The organism is Mucilaginibacter sp. OK283 (assembly GCF_900110415.1).
GTDB lineage: Bacteria > Bacteroidota > Bacteroidia > Sphingobacteriales > Sphingobacteriaceae > Mucilaginibacter.
In genome coordinates, this window is sequence record NZ_FODR01000011.1 from 81,507 (window position 1) to 101,435 (window position 19,929).

The 19,929-nt window shown below is 45.1% G+C and carries 9 protein-coding genes; 4 read left to right on the forward strand and 5 right to left on the reverse strand.

Going from position 1 to position 19,929, the window contains the following annotated elements; genetic code table 11:
* Window positions 1-256 precede the first annotated feature (256 nt).
* Complete coding sequence (locus tag BMX56_RS22375) at window positions 257-8,911, reverse strand: cadherin-like beta sandwich domain-containing protein (RefSeq protein WP_090651922.1); 8,655 nt, start codon at window positions 8,909-8,911, stop codon at window positions 257-259.
* Window positions 8,912-9,179: 268 nt separating this feature from the next.
* Window positions 9,180-9,716, reverse strand: coding sequence for a phage tail protein (locus BMX56_RS22380; RefSeq protein WP_090651923.1), 537 nt, complete (start codon window positions 9,714-9,716; stop codon window positions 9,180-9,182).
* A 464-nt stretch (window positions 9,717-10,180) separates the two neighbouring features.
* Between BMX56_RS22380 and BMX56_RS22385 the strand changes: the two genes are divergently transcribed.
* From BMX56_RS22385 to BMX56_RS22400, 4 genes are all read left to right on the forward strand, one after another.
* The gene (locus BMX56_RS22385; RefSeq protein ID WP_090651924.1) at window positions 10,181-10,765 is read left to right on the forward strand and encodes a hypothetical protein; all 585 of its coding nucleotides are present in this window, start codon (window positions 10,181-10,183) and stop codon (window positions 10,763-10,765) included.
* Between the two features lie 12 nt (window positions 10,766-10,777).
* Window positions 10,778-11,434: a hypothetical protein gene (locus BMX56_RS22390; protein ID WP_143065507.1), complete on the forward strand. Its 657-nt coding sequence runs from the start codon at window positions 10,778-10,780 to the stop codon at window positions 11,432-11,434.
* Complete coding sequence (locus BMX56_RS22395; protein WP_090651926.1) at window positions 11,401-12,189, forward strand: sensor histidine kinase; 789 nt, start codon at window positions 11,401-11,403, stop codon at window positions 12,187-12,189. Before BMX56_RS22390 ends, BMX56_RS22395 begins: the two co-directional genes overlap by 34 nt.
* A gap of 121 nt (window positions 12,190-12,310) precedes the next feature.
* Window positions 12,311-12,964: a response regulator transcription factor gene (locus BMX56_RS22400; RefSeq protein ID WP_090651927.1), complete on the forward strand. Its 654-nt coding sequence runs from the start codon at window positions 12,311-12,313 to the stop codon at window positions 12,962-12,964.
* Between the two features lie 214 nt (window positions 12,965-13,178).
* Here BMX56_RS22400 and galB read toward each other — a convergent pair whose 3' ends face one another.
* The 3 genes from galB to BMX56_RS22415 all read right to left on the reverse strand — a co-directional run bounded on the left by galB (window position 13,179) and on the right by BMX56_RS22415 (window position 19,908).
* A complete protein-coding gene (gene galB / locus BMX56_RS22405) occupies window positions 13,179-15,593 on the reverse strand; it encodes a beta-galactosidase GalB (RefSeq protein ID WP_090651928.1) in 2,415 nt (804 codons plus the stop codon).
* A 109-nt stretch (window positions 15,594-15,702) separates the two neighbouring features.
* Window positions 15,703-16,821, reverse strand: coding sequence for a glycoside hydrolase family protein (locus BMX56_RS22410; RefSeq protein ID WP_090651929.1), 1,119 nt, complete (start codon window positions 16,819-16,821; stop codon window positions 15,703-15,705).
* Between the two features lie 321 nt (window positions 16,822-17,142).
* Window positions 17,143-19,908, reverse strand: a complete 2,766-nt coding sequence (locus BMX56_RS22415) for a family 78 glycoside hydrolase catalytic domain (RefSeq protein ID WP_090651930.1) — start codon at window positions 19,906-19,908, stop codon at window positions 17,143-17,145.
* Between the last annotated feature and the right edge of the window lie 21 nt (window positions 19,909-19,929).

The following is a 19,929-nucleotide window of genomic DNA, read 5'->3' on the forward strand; positions in this document are numbered from 1 at the left end:
TGTTTAGTGGTATGGTATTACTCTTTCATCTTAGGCAGATTTGCTGAATTTACCCCGCAAACCCGCCTATGAAAAACTAAGTAATGATAGCGTGAATTATTAGCTTGTATACAGGGATTATTAGCCTAAATTGTAGCCATTCACCAGCTATTTTTACCCTTCTTTGGCAGATAAATTACAGTAAACCATGGTTACCTGTCTGCTAACGGTAACCATGGCCAGTAATATTCCTTACCAGGCTTCTATTCTATTCCTGTTAATATTTCAGGATGATATAACCTGTCTTACGTTTGGTTTCATTACCATCCTTGTACTCTAACGAGTAGTAGTAAGTGCCCGGCTTTTGCATAGCCGAGTTCTTGTTGGAGTGGCCGTCAAACACATTGCCATTACTGCCATAGCCTTGTACATCGTATATCAGTACACCGCCGGCGTTCATGATGCTCAGGTGGTTATCGGCATAGTTTTCAATACCATCAATGATGAACACATCGTTAATGCCGTCGCCGTTTGGCGACAGGGCCTGGTGAACGGTGATATTCCTGGTGCTTATTTCATCTGGTTGCTTTTCAATTCCGATGGCCGGGCTCAAAGCCAATGAATTTAAGTTCATATTACCCGGATCACTTTTATTTACTACAATGGAATAGGTGCGCACGCTGGTGCCATCTGCAGCTGTTATTGAAAGGTGGACGGTTGTGGACCCGCTTGCATTAAGGGTTATGGGCGCTGATTCACTTCCGCTTGACACCACATCACCTTCAACCCGTATAACCGAGTTTAGATCTGATGCTGTGGCCTTAACAGTTATACTGGAAGTGACTGCCGATACCGAGGTTTGATAATTGACGGTGCTGCTACCGGTTGTAAGTGTCAGCACCGAGACCGGGCTCAATGCTAACGAGGTTAACGCAGTGTTGCTGGAACCATTTTTATACACAATAATGGAATACGTACGCAAGCTGGCACCATCCGCCGCTGTTATTAAAAGATGAATAGTTGTGGGGGCGGTTGCGTTCAGGGTTATGGGGGCAGATATCCCGCCGCTGGCTACGACATTACCCTCAACCCTTATAACCGCGTTGGGATCTGATGCTGTTGCCTTAACAGTTATGCTGGTTGTGGCTGCGGATACCGAGGTTTGATAGTTGATGGTGCTGCTACCCGTTGTAAGGGTCAGCGTTGAGGCCGGACTCAATATTAACGAGGTTAAAACCGTGTTACTGGAACCATTTTTATATACAACGATGGAAAAGGTTCGGGTAGTGACGCCATTCTCGGCTGTTACAGAAATATGAACGGTAGTAGTTCCCGTAGCATTCAGTGTTACCGGATCCGATGTACTACCACTTGACACAATATTCCCTTCAACCCGTATCACCGAGTTAGGATCTGACGCGATAGCCTTAATAGTTATGCTGGATGTGCCTGCAGATACCGAAGTTTGATAATTTACGTTACTGCTGCCGGTTGTAGCCGTGAGTGTGGAGGCCGGGCTTAATATTAGGGACGTAAGCAAGGCATTACTTGACCCATTTTTATTTACAGCAATCGAATACGTTCGGACGCTGACGCCATCCTCGGCTGTTATTGATATATGGATTATTGTAGAACCGGTTGCATTCAGCGTTATTGGGCCGGATGTAACCCCGCTGGCTACGGTATTGCCCTCAATCCGGATGACTGCATTTGGGTCAGAAGTTGCAGCTACAACGGCGACAGTGCCGGCTGTCACCGATACCGAGGTTTGGTAATTTACGTTACTGGCACCCGTTGTTATTGACAATGGAGTTGACGGGCTTAATGCCAATGAACTTATTGCGGTATTACTCGATCCGTTTTTGTACACGGTAATGGAATAAGTACGAACACTTACCCCATCTGCAGCCGTCGCAGAAACATGGATGATAGTAGCTCCGGTGGCGTTCAGCATTATCGGGGCAGATGCACTTCCGCTCAATACCACATTTCCTTCAACCCTGATTACCGCGTTAGGATCTGCTGCTGTAGCGGTAACCGTTATGCCTGGTGTCGAAGCCGATACCGAAGTTTGGTAATTTACCGCGCTGCTGCCTGCTATAGCTGTCAGCGTGGAAGTTGGGTTCAGGCTTAACGAGGCCAAAGCGGGGTTACTTGACCCGTTTTTAGACACTACGATGGAATAAGTACGAATAGTGGCACCATCCTGGGCGGTTATAGAAACATGAACAGTAGTAGACCCGGTAGTATTCAGCGTTATAGGGGCAGATGTACTACCGCTGGCTACCGTATTGCCTTCTACTCGTATCACCGCGTTAGGGTCTGTCGTGGTGGCTGTAACTGTTATGCTCGATGTCGGGGTCGATACTGAAGTTTGGTAATTTATGGTGCTGCTGCCGGTTATAACCGTCAAGGTGGAGGCGGGGCTTAATCTTAATGCGCTCACACCTACATTAGTTGACAATCCGGCAGCAGAACGATTTACTGTTAATGTATAAGTACTGGTAGTAGTGCCGTCCTGCGCGGTTGTTACTATACTTATAATATTTGAACCCTCGTTCAATGATATAACTGATGATAATGCGCCATGGGGAATTACCGTGCCATTAGCTGTAACTGCTGCATTGGCATCATTGGTGCTTGCACCAATTTTTATAGTATTCACCGCATAGGGCACATTTAGCGTATAACTGCTCACAGCCTGATTAAATACCGGGTTTAAAGATCCGGCATTGGTAGTTAAACCAGTAAGTGTGGCATCGGCGGATACAGGCCTGCTAACCGTTATTGTATAGGTATTTTTAGTGATACCATCGGCCGCAGTTATTTCAACAGGTATGATGGTATTGCCGCCATTCAAGGTAACAGGGGCGGAAGCCACGCCGGACAGGACTGCTGCCCCATTTACTTTTACGGTTGATGTTGTATCGCTAAGGGTTGGCGTAACCGTTATCGATACATCGCCGATGGATACAGCAGCCGTATAAGCGTTAGTATTGGCATCAAAAACGGGGCTTAAGCTTCCTTTGCTCAAAGTAAGATTAGACAGGCCGACATTCGATTGACGGGTTGCTATTAAACTATAAGTTTTGATGGTCGTGCTATCCTGGGCCTTTACCATAATAGTTATGGCATTAGCACCCACGGTTAGCGGGATATCGATGGTGCCGCTAACATCCAGGTTGTTGCCGTTTACAAGTACCGTTGCATTAATATCATTTGCAAATGGGGAAAGTGTTAAAGTACCTGTGGCGTTGCTTACTGTGGCTGAATAAGCTATTGTACCGGCATCGAATAAAGGGCTTAATGTGCCGTCGCTTAAACCAAGGCCGGCCAAAGTTGCATCGGTTGATGCTGCCGCACGGTTAACAGTCAGGTTGTAGGTTTTAGTGGTAATACCATCTTCGGCGGTTACTACAACCGGTATTGGATTACTGCCTGCGTTTAAAGGCACACTCAAACCAGATCCGGATGCAGCAGATATACCGCCTATCGTAATTAACGCGTTGGCATTGGCTGCGGCCGGGGTTATGGTAATTGAACCCGTTGCGTAATTCACGGATGTTGTATAAGTATCTATACCGCTGCTAAACACCGGGCTAAGGGTACCGCTACTGAGGCCTAAGCCGGTCAAAGTAGCATCTTCAGACGGCACTGCCCTGGTAATAGTCACCGTATATGTTTTGGTGGTACTGCCATCCTGTGAGGTTATTGTTGTTGTTACCACATTGGCGCCTGCATTTAGCGGGATTAGCGCCGATGGCGTGGCTGGAGTAATAGTGGTTGTATTACCCCCATTTGTTACGGTAATAACAGATGTCGCCTCGGCAGTTACCGGCGTAAAGTTAACAGACGATACATTACCTGCAACCGAAGCTGTATAATTTACAGTATTGCGGGAAAATACAGGCGATATCGCTCCGCTGCTCAAAACAATGTTACCCAGGAAAGCCTGGCTTGCCGACGGACGAAGCACATTTAAAGCGTAGCTTGTAAAATTCACGCCATCCGGAGCAGTTACCCTCACAGTAATGCGTTGGTTGCCTACAAACAACGCACTGTTGGTATATGAAGGAGTTGAAGCATTAATGGTTTGTCCGCCGGCTGTTACGCTTGCATCGGCTGCCGAAGCCACCGGTGTAACCGTAATAGCATTATCACTGGCGGCTACAACCACCGTATAGCTTGTTACAGCCGGTGAAAACGCGGGTGCAAGAGCGCCTTTATCTACCGCTAATGAGCTGAGCGTAACATCTACAAACGGCAGCCTTATGGCATGTACGGTATAATACTGTGTATTGGAGTTATCTGCTGCTGTAATACCTATGGTAAATAGATTATCACCTACGGCAAGGGGCAGGTTATCAGATGCGCCACCAGATATTGCATAGCCGTTTACTGTAATAACCGTACCGCCAGGGTCAGACGCGTTAGGACTTAGCCTTATAGCCGTCACATTATTAGGAATAGTAGCGGTAAGGTTATTAGTGGCCTGGTTAATGATAGCCGAATATCCCGCGTTACCTGAAAGGATAACATTAATTAAACCTGCATCTGATGAATATGCCCGGTTGATAGTAATATTATAGGTATTGTTACCACCGCCAAATGAGTATACATTTACAGGAATAACGTTCACACCGCCCTGTAATGCTACAAACTTAAATGCACCTGTGCTTACGGGTACCCCGCCTACTCTTAGTTCGGCACGGCTATCCTGTGCTACGGGTGCAATTACGACGCCGGTTACATTAGGGTTGCTGATGATCATCGTATAGTCATTCGTCGCCGGGTCAAATACGGGGATTAACGGTGTTATTGTGCCGTTGATGTTCATCGTTAAGCTTTGCAGTAAGTTATTTGTCGAGAAGTTCCTGGTTACATTTATGGTGTAGGTTTTTTGAGTTACCCCATCGCCGGCAGTAACAACGATCACCATAGGCTCAACAGCCGAAAAGTATTGGAGTGTGGTGGCGTTGCCAGTGGCAGTATTTAAAGCGGTGCCGTTGATGGTTATCGTTGCGCCGTCGTTGGTTGCAATTGGTTTCAGGGTGAAAGCCGTTACATCGCTGGTTACTGTGGTGTTATAAGTGTAAGTACCACTATCAAAAGGCACGTCCAATCCCGAAATGGTGGTCATGATACCCAGATTGGCTAATGTAGCATCGGTCGATGTCGCCCTGTTTACTGTTATGTTATAGGTTTTTGGTGTTCCGTTTTGTGCAGTTACAGTTACAGGTACCTGGTTATCGCCTATAGCAAGTGTGCTTGTAAAAGCCGCTCCTGATGGTGCGGGCAAGCCATCATGAGTTCCGTAGGCTGTCGCATCAAATGTGGGTGTAATATCAATAGATTTGGTTGCATTGCTCACCTGCACAGTGTAGTTAAGCGTAGCGCTGTCAAATGCCGGGCTAAGTGAACCTGCGCTTACAGCCAGGCTGTTCAGCAGGTTGTTTGATGAAAAGGCGCGGTTAATTACTATACCGTAGTAGCTTTGCGTAGTGCCGTCCTGCGCGGTTACTACTAAATTGTATGCATTGTCGCCCAAATTAAGCGGTAGGGTAACCGGCGTGCCCGACGTTGCAGGATTGCCGTTGACTGTTATAGTGGCATTGGGTTCATGAACTACAGCGGTAACATCAAAACTGGTTACCGTATTTGCTACGCTTGACCGGTATACATTGTATCCATCGGGTGTTGGCGTACCCGTGCTAATGGTAAAGTTATTTAATGTTGCATCTGACGAAGGCAGGCGGGTTACTGTAACATTATACGGGTTGGTGGTGGTACCATCCTGCGCGGTTACATTCACCGGGATAACGTTGGGGCCAACATTTAAAGAAATACTGCCCGATGACATGCCGGATGTTACCTGGCTGCCATTCACAGTTACCCTGGCGTTAACATCAGATAAGGTTGGCGTTAAAATTAACGATGTAACACCTGTTGCAACTGTTGTCGTATAATTATTAGTGCCCGATGCAAACGAGGGCGATAAACTGCCCTGGCTGATAGCTAAACTGCTCAGGTTACCATTGGTTGATAAGAATATAGAAAACGCCGAAGCATTTGAAGCATCCTGTACAATGTTATAATTGGCCGAGCTTAACCCTGCGCCATCAATAGCATATGTGCCAACAGGTGTACTTGTTGTTGCAGTTGTACTAAAGCTAAGCGTGCCGGTAGTAGCTGATGCCTGGGTATCGCCATTTAAAAAGCCTGTTACTGTACCAGTTACCGATGGGTTGGCCGTATTAAATGCCCGGCTTACCGGAGTGGCCACGTAACTCAGTGTGTTTTTGGTGATGGTTAAGGCCGTATTGTTAACTGCGGCAGCTGTTATGTTATAGTTGGCTGCTGACAGGCCGCTTAAAGTTATAGGGTAACTGCCCACACCGCTGGCTGTGCCGGCCGTGGTACTATAAACCGGCGTACCTGTTAAAGCAGTTGCAGCGGTTTCGTTATTTACGTAACCGGTAATAGCACCGCTTAATGTAGGATTGGTTTCACCGTAATGTTTGGTGGCTGCCTGGGCTGTAAAGATTAAATCGGCCTTGGTTACAGTAAACGCAGTGGCATTGGATGATGCAGCAGAAAACGTGTAGTTGAGTGCATCGAGGCCGCTAACCGTAATGGGATAAGCGCCAACCGGGCTGCTAACTGTGGCTGTGGTAGCGTACGAAAGGGAATTAAGTACCTGGTCAATCGTCTGACCGTTTGCCATACCGGTAAACACTACATTCAATGCCGGGTTTACGGCACCATAAACTTTGGTTGCCGGTTGTGCGGTATAGGTAATAACAATTTTATTAAGCGTTAATGCTGTAGTATTTGCCGTAGCCTGTACAAAGCTATAATTGGCCGAGTTAAGCCCGCTTCCTACAATTCCGTACTGGATAACATTTGTGTTATTAGTAGTTACAGGAGATGTAGCATCTGCTGCCGAGGTAAAAACCATGGTACCGGTTGTGGCGGTTGCCTGGGTATCGCCATTCACAAAGCCGGTTACCGAGCCTCTAAAGGTTGGATTGGCTGCGCCGTAATCGCGCGATACAACGTTAGCGGTATAGGTTAATACTGCCTTGTTTACAGTTAGCTGCCTGCTTACATTTGATGCCGCAAGGTACGTAGTATTGCCCTCTTGTGCTGCCGTAATATTTACGGTACCGGCACCCACAATATGCACAAGGCCGGCACTGGTTACAGTGGCTACATTGTCGTTATCGCTGGTATAAGTTATCGGCAGCGTGCTGGCTGCTACAGCGCCTAAAGTAAAATCCGCCGCCCCATAGGTTACTGCCGGAATACTATTAAAAGTGATGGCCTGAGGGGTTTTGTCCTTGGTAATAGTGGTAGTATACGTTTTTGTGGTGAAACCATCCTGCGCGGTTACTATGGTGGTGATGGTATTACTTCCCGGGTTTAAACTGAGCGCACCGGATGCTGAACCGGATGCTACGGTTGTATTATTAATTTTCGCTGAGGCATTCGCCTGCGCAACCGTTGGGGTAATGGTTAACGACGTTACATTATAAGTCACATTTGCAGTATAGGCGGTTGTATCGGGTGCAAATACCGGACTTAAAGTACCGGAGCTGAGTGTAAAACTTGTAAGATTAGCGTTGTTGGATAAAGTTGTGAAGCTTTTTACATCCCCGTACGAAGTACCCGCGCTACTTATTGCGTATGCCCGGGTATAATAAGTTGCCACAGGGTTAAGGCCGGTAATACTTGCCGAAAAAGCACCTATACCATTGCCCATTACCTGTTTGGTATCGGTGCCTATAACCGGCAACGCGTGTACCGAGCTATAAACCACTCCCCTTTCTGTAACCGCTACATCGCTCCGGGCTATATTACCCCCGATTGTTACCGAGCCCGACGATATAACGGTGGCTGCTGTTGTTGTAAGCGATGCAAGTTTAGGTACCCAAAGCCCCGGAGCAACCGCAGTTGATGGCAGGGATTGAATAGAGATTACCTCTGTTGTGTTGCCGGTGGTGAGATCAACTGAGAATATTGCCCTATGGGTTGAAAGATTGTCATAAATATACGCTTTGTTGTTACCGGCATCAAGCGCCATCTGGTATGCGGGAGCATTGATAATTGACGACTTTATAGCAACCTGGCCGGTACCGTCAGAATGTATCTTATAAAGTGCGTCATTGGCAGTTTTTGAACCTGTATTATCTGATGTTAACAAATAAATATAATCTGTAACAGGGTCATAATCGCAATCGACGCCTACAATAGAGCCTGATGCAGCGGTTGTTGGCGATACCCTGGCCACCGAGGCAGTATAGCCTGACAAACTGAGCGTTACAAATCCATGGTCGGCGAATAAATTTTCATAAACAAATACCCGGCTATTGGCAATATCGAGCGCAAGGAAAGACGGGTTTTTACAAAACCCGGTTATGAGTGTTGTCGAACCAGTGCCATCGGGCTTTACCCTTACAAGTGCGTCATTTGCAGTTGCTGTTGATGGCGTACCATCCTGTACTACATAATAAATATAATCGTTGACAGGATCGTACTTTATTGATTGTATCCTGCCGGTTAATGTAACCGGGATAGTTGTTGTTACAGCGCCGGTGTTTAAATCAATTACCTTTATACTTAATCCGTTTGGCGGGGTTAATGAATATGTTTCGTATACAAATGCCCTGTGGTTAGGCAGGTCGACCTGTAATATCGTAGGTGAATATGCAATGCCTGAAACCAGGCTGATTCCCTCAGAGCCATCTGCCTTAACCCTGTATAGCGCGTCATCAACCGATTTGGTATCCTTGTTGGCGTCATTGGTTAAGTAATATACCTGTGCATGGCTCTGCGCGGCAATGCCAACTAAAACCAAAAGCAATAAGGCCGTTAAAAGGTTACGAAGCTTATTTACCCGCGGGCTTTTTAATAAAAGTAAAGGTTTCATCATAAAAAATTTATTGATATCTTGATTATTTTAACCGGCCTATTGCCGTTAACATTTGTTATTAAAAGCCCTGTGTTCGTATTTTTATGTCCATGCGGGCCCATTGCAGATGTTGGTTATCAGAGTTTACTATACCAACTACAGTAAGCGGCATAAATTTCGTGGTATACTTAACAGACGTGATATAGTACAACCCCTGCCTTATTGTAAAGCAGGGGTTAGTTCTTTTTGGTAAACCAGCCTTATTCAGGCCACCGGGTTATAATTAATACTAAGGCCTTGGCGGATAGATACCTTCCAGAGCTATAATGAAAGTTATGGCCAAAACAGGTTGAACTAATTTTACCGCGGTTGCACCTCCAACTGTTGATACCGTACCTGCGTTTAAAGTAACGTCTGGCGCAACATCTGAATACAGGTTTGTACTTTCGCCTGAAACAGAGTCGATAAGGGCCGACGGGTAAAAATTTGTTGGTAAAACCTGGTTGGCGCCGGTTGAATTGGCATTGATAAGGTGTGAGTGAGCAGGCATCTGGTCTTTTGAAAGTACAACAGATTCTGAACCATCTTTTTGACCGAGATAGTAACCTGATGTAATGCCAGTGCTTGCACCTGCATTAACCGGTGCGCGGCCACGCAGGTCGGGCACGGCAAAATAGCTTGCACCATCACCGCCATAATAGGTCTGGATGATCGAAAATAATTTATCCCACTGATCAATTCTTAATAAGCTGCCATCGCAAAGCGCCCAGCCACGGGGGGCAAAATCGCCTGCAAACATTCTGATCTCGCCAATGTAAGGTTCCATAGTAATAAGTTTTATAGTTTAAATAATAAGTTAGTTTTAGGGGAGGAGTGAATTAGTTGTTTTGGTTTAATCGGTTATAAATATATGCCATTATATCAAGCGAAAAATTTTATCTATAGTTAACATTCAAAACCAATTGTTATGAGCATCAGCTTAATTATCAATATTTTATAATAATATACCATTAGTTAATTTAATTACAAATTCCAGTGTGCAGCCACTACAACAAAGCATTATTATTGCTGCCAGGTTATGTTTAAATATTGCATCAACACACGTAACAAAACCGTTACTTCATTTTCTTTGCTTTTGTATTACATCACAAATGTCTGTTATAGTTAAAAGGTAGTATAGGGTATAATCAGCTTTTTTAAAGGTGTTTTTAAGGGTAAAAAAAGGTTTAATATAGATGTTGTGGTTCTACACATAATTAAGCACTTTCGATAAACTCAAATAACAATATCATGATCAAAAAAATTACCCTAATTACGTTGACTATTGCCGCTATTGGTTTTAGCGCATGCCAGCAAAAGCAAACCGCCGGCCCCTCGGTTGTCATCGACCCGGACACTTTAAGCCGTGAAGTTGCACTAAAGTATGTTGCCAACTACGGAAAACACGCCGGTACCGTAGATTCGACCATAACCGATGCCCAGGGCTTGGAAAAGAAAAAACAACTACCGAATACCAGGGCCATTTATTTTAGTATTGAGCGTATGGAAGCTTTAGTTAAAAAGATTAAGGACGAAGGCGGTCAGGGTATACGCTTTTACCTGGCTGCTTATGACAGCACTTATACTAAAGGCTTTAATGGCCGTAAGCCTGCCAAAGATTATTGGGGCTATAATACTTTGGTAATGGTATCAACAAAAGATACTACCATAAATGGTACATTATACCATTGGGATTATTACAACCAAAAACCGCCGGCTGGCAAAAACGGAGGCCTGCAAGGTTCTATCATAGGCACCACTCCCGAAAACCGTGGCGAACAATGCCCACCGCCGGCTACATGCTCTACAACCGGTGCAACACTGGTGCAACCCTAATTAACAAAACAAATGATGTTCATCACCATAAATACCGGGTGTGAATTTATATGCTTCCTGGCTGCCCTCATCTTTTTAATAAAAGATAAGGATACAGCCTGGAAGCTGTTTATCCCATACCTGCTACTTACATGCCTTGTTGAAATGACCGGTGTATACATGCGTAAAGTAGCACACGTGCCTAATTATAACCTGTACAACGCTTTTTTAATGTTTGAATGTGGCGTTACCAGCTATACATTTTATAACTTATATAAACCGTTTAAAAACACAGGTAAATGGCTTATTGCCTGGTATGTATTCTTTATAGCAATGTGCACAACTGAGCTGGTGATGACTCATTTTAAAGCATTTGTTTCTATAACGGCAGTCGTTATGTCGGTTGTATTTGTACTGGCAAGCCTGTATTATTACTACCTTAAACTGATGGATGAAAACTTTGAGCGGCTTTCATTTTCGGCACCGTTCTGGTGGGTAAGCGGCGCGTTATTTTTTTACTTCGGCAGTACAACCTGCAACATATTTTTCGATTATCTTTCCAGTTTAAAACCTATCAATAATCAGCTTTCAATCCGTTACTATATCTTTATTTTACTAAACATAACACTATACTCATTTTGGTCATACGCTTTTTTATGCAGATATCTTCGCAGGAAATCATCTTCCTGATAGGATTAACTTCCATCATTTTTTTGATTGCCCCCCTGTTTCTGATCATTTATGTAGTTTCATATAACCGCAAAAAAAAGAAACACCAGGAGGAGAAGTTGCTGCTGCAAAAAACTTTTGAAAACGAGCTGCTTAAAAGCCAGATAGAAGTACAGGAACAAACGCTTAAAACCATCGCTTACGACCTTCACGATAATATAGGGCAGTTGCTGAGTATCACCGCCATCACCTTAAGTTCTATCGACCTGAACAATACCGATAAAACGACCGAAAAACTTGCATTTATTGAAGACCTGACCACCCGGTCGATCAAAGAAGTAAAAGCCCTGTCGCGCCTGTTACATGGCGAAGAGCTGGTAAATCGCGGGTTGGCCGCGGCTATTGAATTTGAACTGGAATGGCTGCAGCGATCAGACAAGTTTAAAATCAATTTCGATAAACGGAATCTCGGCTCATTTAATGCCGACAGCGGTAAAGAAACCATCCTGTTCCGGCTGTTCCAGGAGATTATAAATAACATTATACAGCATGCCAAAGCAACGGAAATATTTATAACTTTAGAGCAGATCGAAAATTCGTTTCAGTTAACAATCCGCGATAATGGGAAAGGTTTTAATGTAGAAGAAACACTGAAACGAAAAAACGGGATGGGCCTGCACAACATCACCAAAAGAGCGGCCATGATAAATGGCACCGCTTTTATCAACTCGGCCCCCGGAAACGGATCTGAAATTATCGTAACTATACCCTACTAAGTATAAGTTAATAGAACCAAGTTTTGAGTCAAAAGCTGGATCTATCCTTTTTCGACTTAGAACTTAAGACTTTCGATTAAAAACTACCAATTATTGCACAATTAACATAACCTAAATATTAATGGACGCCGATAAAATAGACATAGCCATTGTTGATGACCATACCCTTTTTCGCCAGGGCCTGGTGAGCCTGCTCAGCGATTCGGGCAAGATAAATGTAATTTTTGATGCCGAGAACGGCCAGGATATGATCCATAAGCTATCTCGCCATCCTATACCCGAGGTAATCCTGATGGATATTACCATGCCCCAGATGGATGGTTACGAAAGCACCAAATGGATTAAAGAAAACCATCCCGAAATTAAAGTATTGGCTTTAAGTATGTTTGAAGAAGACAAGCCCATTATCGGCATGCTTAAAAGTGGTGCCGGCGGTTATATGCTCAAACAATCAAGGGCGTCTGATCTGGTTGATGCCATAACCGGTATAGCCAAACAATCTTTTTATATTAATGAGCTGGTAAGCGGCAAATTATTACGCAATATTCAAAACAATCAACCCGTAAAAACGCTACAGGTTGAGGTAAATGCCAACGAACTAAAATTCCTTGAACTGTGCTGCAGCGACCTCACCTACAAGCAAATAGCCGACATGATGAACCTGAGCCCACACACTATCGATAATTACCGCGAAGCGCTGTTCCAAAAATTTGAAACCAAATCAAGAACAGGCCTGGTGATTGCCGCGTTAAGGCAGGAATTGATAAAGATATAAGGGGCCTGTTTTAACTATCCGAAGTCATGCCGATTACTTGTTTCGGCATGACTGAAGTATAACGCGAAGAAAATGTCATCCTGAACTTGTTTCAGGTTCCCTACAGGACGGTAGCCGTCATGGTGTTCACCTTGCATGTGGGGTGCCGAAACAAGTTTGGCACAACTGTAGTGTAACGCGAAGAAAATGTCATTCCCCTGCCATCTTCCCGGTTTTATCTATCACTTTCTATAATAAGCTGCCCCGGCTGCAAACCTTCTGCTGCTGCGGTTATACTAATTTTACCTGACTTATTATTCGATTGAATAATAGCCAACCCCAAACCATTAAATACCCGGTGCTGATTGGAAACAAATGGATCAAGATCTGTTTGCGAGCCATTATCAACCGCTTTTAAAATCCCCTGCCCCCCTACTTTAAATTTAATGAGCTGACCGGCATCCGGCACCGGAACATGATTTTTATCCAGTATGGTAACCGTAACATACGAAAGGTCTTTACCATCCGCTTTAATATGGCTCCTGTCGGCTTTAAGCTGTATGCGGTATGGCTCACCTGCCGTAACAACCTGTGTACTCATAATGACTTTGCCATTTTTGCGCGAAACCGCCTTCAAGGTACCGGGCTCATATTTAACCCGCCACATTACATGCAGGTCATCGCCGGTTTTCTTCCGGATGCCTAATGATTTGCCGTTTAAATAAGCCTCCACCTCATCGGCATTATTATAATAAGCCCAAACATCAATAGTTTGACCGGCGCTCCAGTTCCAATGCGGCAGCAGGTGCAATACCGGCTTAGTTGTCCACTCGCTTTGGTACATGTAATAAACATCCTTGGGAAAGCCTGCCAGGTCAACTATCCCAAAGTATGAGCTGCGTGCTGGCCATAAATATGGGGTAGGTTCACCAATATAATCAAAACCAGTCCACACAAATAAGCCCGAAAGGAAATCGTATTTTTTGATGATCTTCCAGGTTTCTTCATGTGTTGAACCCCAATAGGCCGATACATTGTCATAAGCCGATACCGTAAAATCGGGATTGCCATCTTTTAAAGGTGTTTTGCCATCCTTTGGCCAGCGCCTTATGCTATCCGAGGGCATATCATAATGCCCGCGGGTAGCCAGTGCCGACATATTTTCGGTGCCGATAAACTTTTGGCCGGGGTAATTCTTTTGAAAATTGGCATACACCTCCTGATGGTAATTTAAGCCAACCAAATCGAGCGCGCCGGATTGATAGATGAAATTCTTTTTAGGATCAGCCTCGCTCAGGGCCGATGTAACCGGCCTGGTTTTATCCAGCTGCTTCACTATGCCAACCAATTCGCGACTGATATTGATGCCGGTACTGTCAAATTGTTCCCTTATCTCGTTACCAATGCTCCAGGCAAAAATCGACGGGTGGTTACGGTCTCGTAACACCTGGTCCTGCAGGTCTTTTACATGCCATTTATCCCAATCCTGGTGATAATCATATTTACTTTTCTTTTTTCGCCACATATCAAAAGCTTCACCCATCACTAAAAAACCCATACTATCGCACAGGTCAAGAAACTCAGGTGCGGGCGGGTTATGCGATGTGCGGATGGCGTTACAGCCCATAGCTTTCAGTATCTGCAGCTGGCGCTCCATAGCCCTTACATTTACAGCTGTACCCAAAGCGCCCTGGTCATGGTGCAGGCAAACGCCTTTTATTTTCATTGGCTCGCCATTTAAAGTAAAGCCTTTATCGGCATCAAAGTTAAAATAACGAATCCCCGTGTAAATTAACTGGTCATCAAGCACTTTACCATTCTGCAGCACTTTTATTACTACTTTATACAAATATGGCCTTGTTACCGACCAAAGCTTCGGTTTGCTTACTGCCAAAGTTTGATGAACAACAATCGAAGTGTCTCCAGTATTTTTCACCGGGGATGTTTGGGAAACAACAACTTTACCTTCGGCGTTGTAAATGGTAGTTTGCAGGCTTAACTTATTTTTTGGCGACGGCTGATGTACCCCAATCTCCAAAGCCACTTCGGCGGCTTTATTATTTACATTAGGTGTTGTTACAAAAGTTCCCCAGTTTGTAAGGTAGGTTTTAGCCGTGGTAACCAGCCACACGTTACGGTAAATACCCGAGCCTGTATACCAACGGGAATTAGGCTGATCGGAATTATCTACACGTACCGCGATCACATTTTTTTTGCGGCCAAAGTTAAGGTAAGGTGTAATAGCATACCTGAAAGAGATATATCCATTTGGGCGTTTGCCCAGGTAATGCCCGTTTACCCAAACCTCGCTGTTGTGGTAAACACCATCAAAATCAATAAATATATTTTTGTTTCGGGCTGATAAAGGCAAGGTAAAACTTTTACGGTACCAGCCAATGCCCGCGGGTAAACCACCCTCGGCCTGTGTAGTCTGATTTTTCTGATCAAAGCGGCCTTCAATGCTCCAATCATGAGGCAGCTGCAGGCTGCGCCATTGTGCATCATCAAAGGTGCTGTTTTGGGCCCGCGGCTCATCGCCTAAAAAAAACTTCCAGCCGGTATTAAAACTTTCTGTTTTACGCGCGTTTTGTGCATCAGCCGCAGCGGCACAGATTAATAAAGTAATGAGCAAAAAATAATGGTAACGCATAATTAACCCCCCTCTAAATCTCCCCCTGAAGGGGGAGACTTTTTGATTTGCATATTTTATGTTTTGTTTTTTAAAGCCCTCCCCTTCAGGGGAGGGTTGGGTGGGGTTCCTATTTCTTCTTTTTAACCGGTGGTGCAACAAAATTCAATTCGCTTTTGCCCACATCTTTTGATGTGGCTACGGCTATACCACGCTGATCGGCTTTGTTTACCGCGCAGTAGTAGTGGTATACCACACTCTTATATTTTACCACAAATGATTTGTGGGCAAACATATGATCATAAGGTTCGGACGATTCAATCAGCTTATCGCCTGCCCAGTCAGTCCAGTGAACCAGGTCGTACGAACAGGCAAAACGATTAAACACACCCGTTGTTCCGGTTTTCCAAAAGGCGCCGAAATAGAACATCACATATACATCGCCTATTTTTTGAATATACGGGTCGCCGGTAATGCCGTCGCCATGGTTCAGCACCGGATCTTTACCAAAACGCTGCCAGTGCAGCATATCATCAGATACAGCCATACCAATGCGCTCGGCGCCGCGCTTTTTGTTTACACTATCGCCATTGGCATTGTAATACATTACAAATTGGTGCCCGGTAAGCTTTGCCTTATCCCATATCACCGTTTCTTTGTATTGGGTATGGTTATCCCACCAGCTTACATCTTTATCGATACTTGATATTACCGGATGATCTAACCGCTGCCACTCGTGCGGTGTTGATGGATCCTTGTCGGTATTAGCAACACTGATTGATAGCAGCCCTTTCTCGTACCCCCGGCTTTGCCCGCCGAAATACGACATCCAGTATTTATCCCGGTATTTTTGCAGCTGGTAACTGCCGCCCCATTTGTAATCCTGTAAAGCGATATAACCAGCCTTTTGATTGCTATCCCACTGCGTGGTATCAGAGAATGACAAGATACGGCCTCGGGTTTTCCAATGCAGCAGGTCTTTACTATCAGCCAGCCAGGTTTCGTAACCGCGGCCGTTAAAAACAAGATAAGTCATGTACCAGTTGTTCCTTTTCCTGAAAACACTGGGGCAATCCATTTTTTTTGAATTGCTATCGGGCACCATCACCAGGCCATATTTATAAGGGGTTTTTACCTGCTGGTAAATATCCTGCATTACCTTATTGGACACCGTGTTGGTTTGTGCCGATAGTTTTATTGCCGGTAACAGGCAAATGAATAGTGTGAAGCGTTTTAATGTATGATTCATGATTTCTATAATTCTTAAAAAGAGACCGTCATTGCGAGGTACGAAGCAATCCCCGACTTACAGAGCAGCCTTGCAAATCCGATCTGCATAGTTTGGGATTGCTTCGTTCCTTATAATGACGTGTTCGCAAATCACTGATTGTCAGTCTATTTTTTAATATAATCTATGTCATTGCGAGGAACGAAGCAATCGCATGCTATACAGGGCGGACCTACACACAGTTCGCGATTGCCGCGCTGCGCTCGCAATGACATGGGTGTTGCCAGGGCCTAAACCCAACAGGTCATCCTCATTTTTTTAAACCGCTCCTTAAATATTCCCTTACCTAACCACGAACAAATAACCACCCGACCCCACCTTAACCAAAGCCTTACCATTTTTGTATCCCATAAACTCCATGCCTTTTCTGTTCCTGATGCTTTGCCCGCCAGCGGTGATCATAGCCGCTTTAGCTGCCGGCAAATAAATGATGGCCGTTGTATTAGCCGGAATGCTTACACTCAGCTCAAACTTACCTGCCTCCTTTTTCCAGCTGCTTGAAATGGTACCGTAAGGCGATTGGTAGTTTGCCTTTGCCCAGGTTACATCGCCTACAACTTCGGGCCTGATCTCTATTTTGTTAAAGGCGATGGCATCATCTGCCGGGCGGATGCCAGCCAGTCCGCTGTAAAACCACTCCATTAAATGGCCCAGCATAAAGTGGTTGTTTGATACCGATGGCAATGCCGCCCATGATTCCGTCAGAGCTGTTGCCCCATGCGCCAGCTGATACCCATAACCAGGCACATCCGCACGGCTATTCATATCAAATATCACATCAGACCGGCCTTCATCATCCAGTACCCTCAGCAGGTAGCGGTAACCAATATCACCGGCGGTAAGGCTGTTGCCCCTGCCGCGGATATCCTTTACAATATTGTTCACCACAGCGGTTTTATATTGCGGTTCAACCAAACCGGTATAAACCGATATGGCATTTGCAGCCTGGCTGCCGGTACCGTATTGTTTGGTTTCGGCGTTAAAGAATTTTTTATTGTAAGATTGCTTTACCTGGGCGGCTAATTTATTGTAAGCTGCAGCGTCTTCGCTTTTCCCCAGTAAGGTGGCAATTTTTGTCGCGATATCCAGGTCGTAATAATATAAGGCTGTGGCTGTGATGCCTTGTGGTGTTAATTGCGATACGCCGGGCGGATTGGGACCCAAATCGTACCAATCGCCTAAGCCCTGCATTAAAATATTACCATCTGCTTTTTTATTGAGGTAAGCCAGGTAGCGTTTTATCATATCGTAATTTTGGGCCAATACACCCTTATCGCCATACCATTGATAAACGTACCAGGGCAGGATAACGGCGTTGCTGCCCCATTCGGGCGAGTCGCGGAAGGGCTCATCAAACTTTACATATTCAGGAGCTATCTCCGGTATCAAACCATCTTCGGTTTGCGAAATTCGCATATCGTTGATGCACTTACGCGCCAGCCCAACTATATCATAGTTATAATGCAGGGAACTCCCCACCAAATGTGCTTCTTCCAGCCAGCCCAGTTTTTCGCGGTGCGGGCAATCGGTAAACACACTGGCCATATTGCTTTTCATGGCCCAGTCTATCAGCCTAAAGGTTTTATTAAACAGCTCATTTGAACAGGCAAAATCGCCAACCGTGGCAGCGGCATTACGCGTATGCAGGCCTTTTATAGCGACAATAACCGGCTGCTGTTTGGCATTAGTCTCATTTTGCGGAGCCGCACCCACCACCTGTAAATACCTGAAACCATAATAGGTAAACTGCGGCTGCCAGGTTTCGGCACCATCACCTTTTAAAATGTAATTATAATAATGCGGCCCACCCGATCCTTTTTGATTGGCACTTCCATCAGCATTAACCAGCTCGGCGGGAATTATCTTTACCGTATCTCCTTTTTTACCTTTGACCGTAATTTGCGGGATACCCGAAAAGTTTTGCCCAAAGTCATAGATCCAGGCTCCTGTGTTTAATTGTGTTTTGTTTTGGGGGATAAACTCCTGCATTACTTTCAACGGGTCGGCCGCCTGGGCGTTTAGCGTCGGCGGGCCATCCACCAGTATAACCTTATGCCAGGTTTTATCATTAAAGCTATTGGTGTTCCATCCGGTTTGCTCCAGGTTGGCGTTATAGTCCTCGCCGCCATAAATACTGCTGAAGGTTACCGGGCCGGGGCCTGTTTTCCAGGTGGTGTCGCTTACAAGGTTATCTACCCTCCCATCCTGGTACTCCATAACCAAACGGCAGATCATTTTGGGGTAGCCATATCCACCGGTAAGTTTACGGTAGCGTTTATCGCGGGGGATATAATAAAACCCGTTACCCAACATTACCCCGATGGTGTTTTTACCGGCTTTTAGCTGACCGGTAATATTAAATGGCACGTATAGGGCCTGCTTGTCATATTTTGTCCAGCCGGGGTCAAGGAAATGATCGCCTACTTTTTTACCGTTCAAACTCAGGTCGAAATGACCCAGCCCGCAAATATAAAGTGTAGCTCTTTTAAGCTGATTGCCCACATTGAACGTTTTACGCAGCAATGGCAGCACATCATTGGCTATCCCTAACTTTTTAGGGCCTTTACCATGATAAAACGGAACAATAACCGAAGTATCGGGCAGTTTATCATAGGCTATCCAGCTGGCTCCCTGCCAGTCGGTTTGGGTAAGCAAGCCCATTTGCCAACTGGCGGTACTACTCCAGGCTGATTGCTGGTGATGGTTATCCCAAACCATTACTTTCCAATAATAAGTTTTGGCCGGCTGCAATTGCCTGCCCTTGTAAGCCACTTGCAAAGATGCCGGCGAGTTCACTTTTTTTGAGTCCCATATGTTGCCCTTATCATCGTCCAGCTTCTGCGGATCATCGGATACCAATACCCGGTAAGCCGTTTGGATAGTGTTGACTTTACTGCTTTTCAACTGCCAGCTTAGCCCCGGCGATACCGACTCAATCCCTTGCGGATTTTGTTTGTAATCGCATTGCAGACCTGCCACTTTTAGTTCCTGGGCGAATAATCCCAATGGTAATACCAACAGCAAAAACAAAATGATCTTTTTTAGCATTTTTCTATATTTTTCTCAATT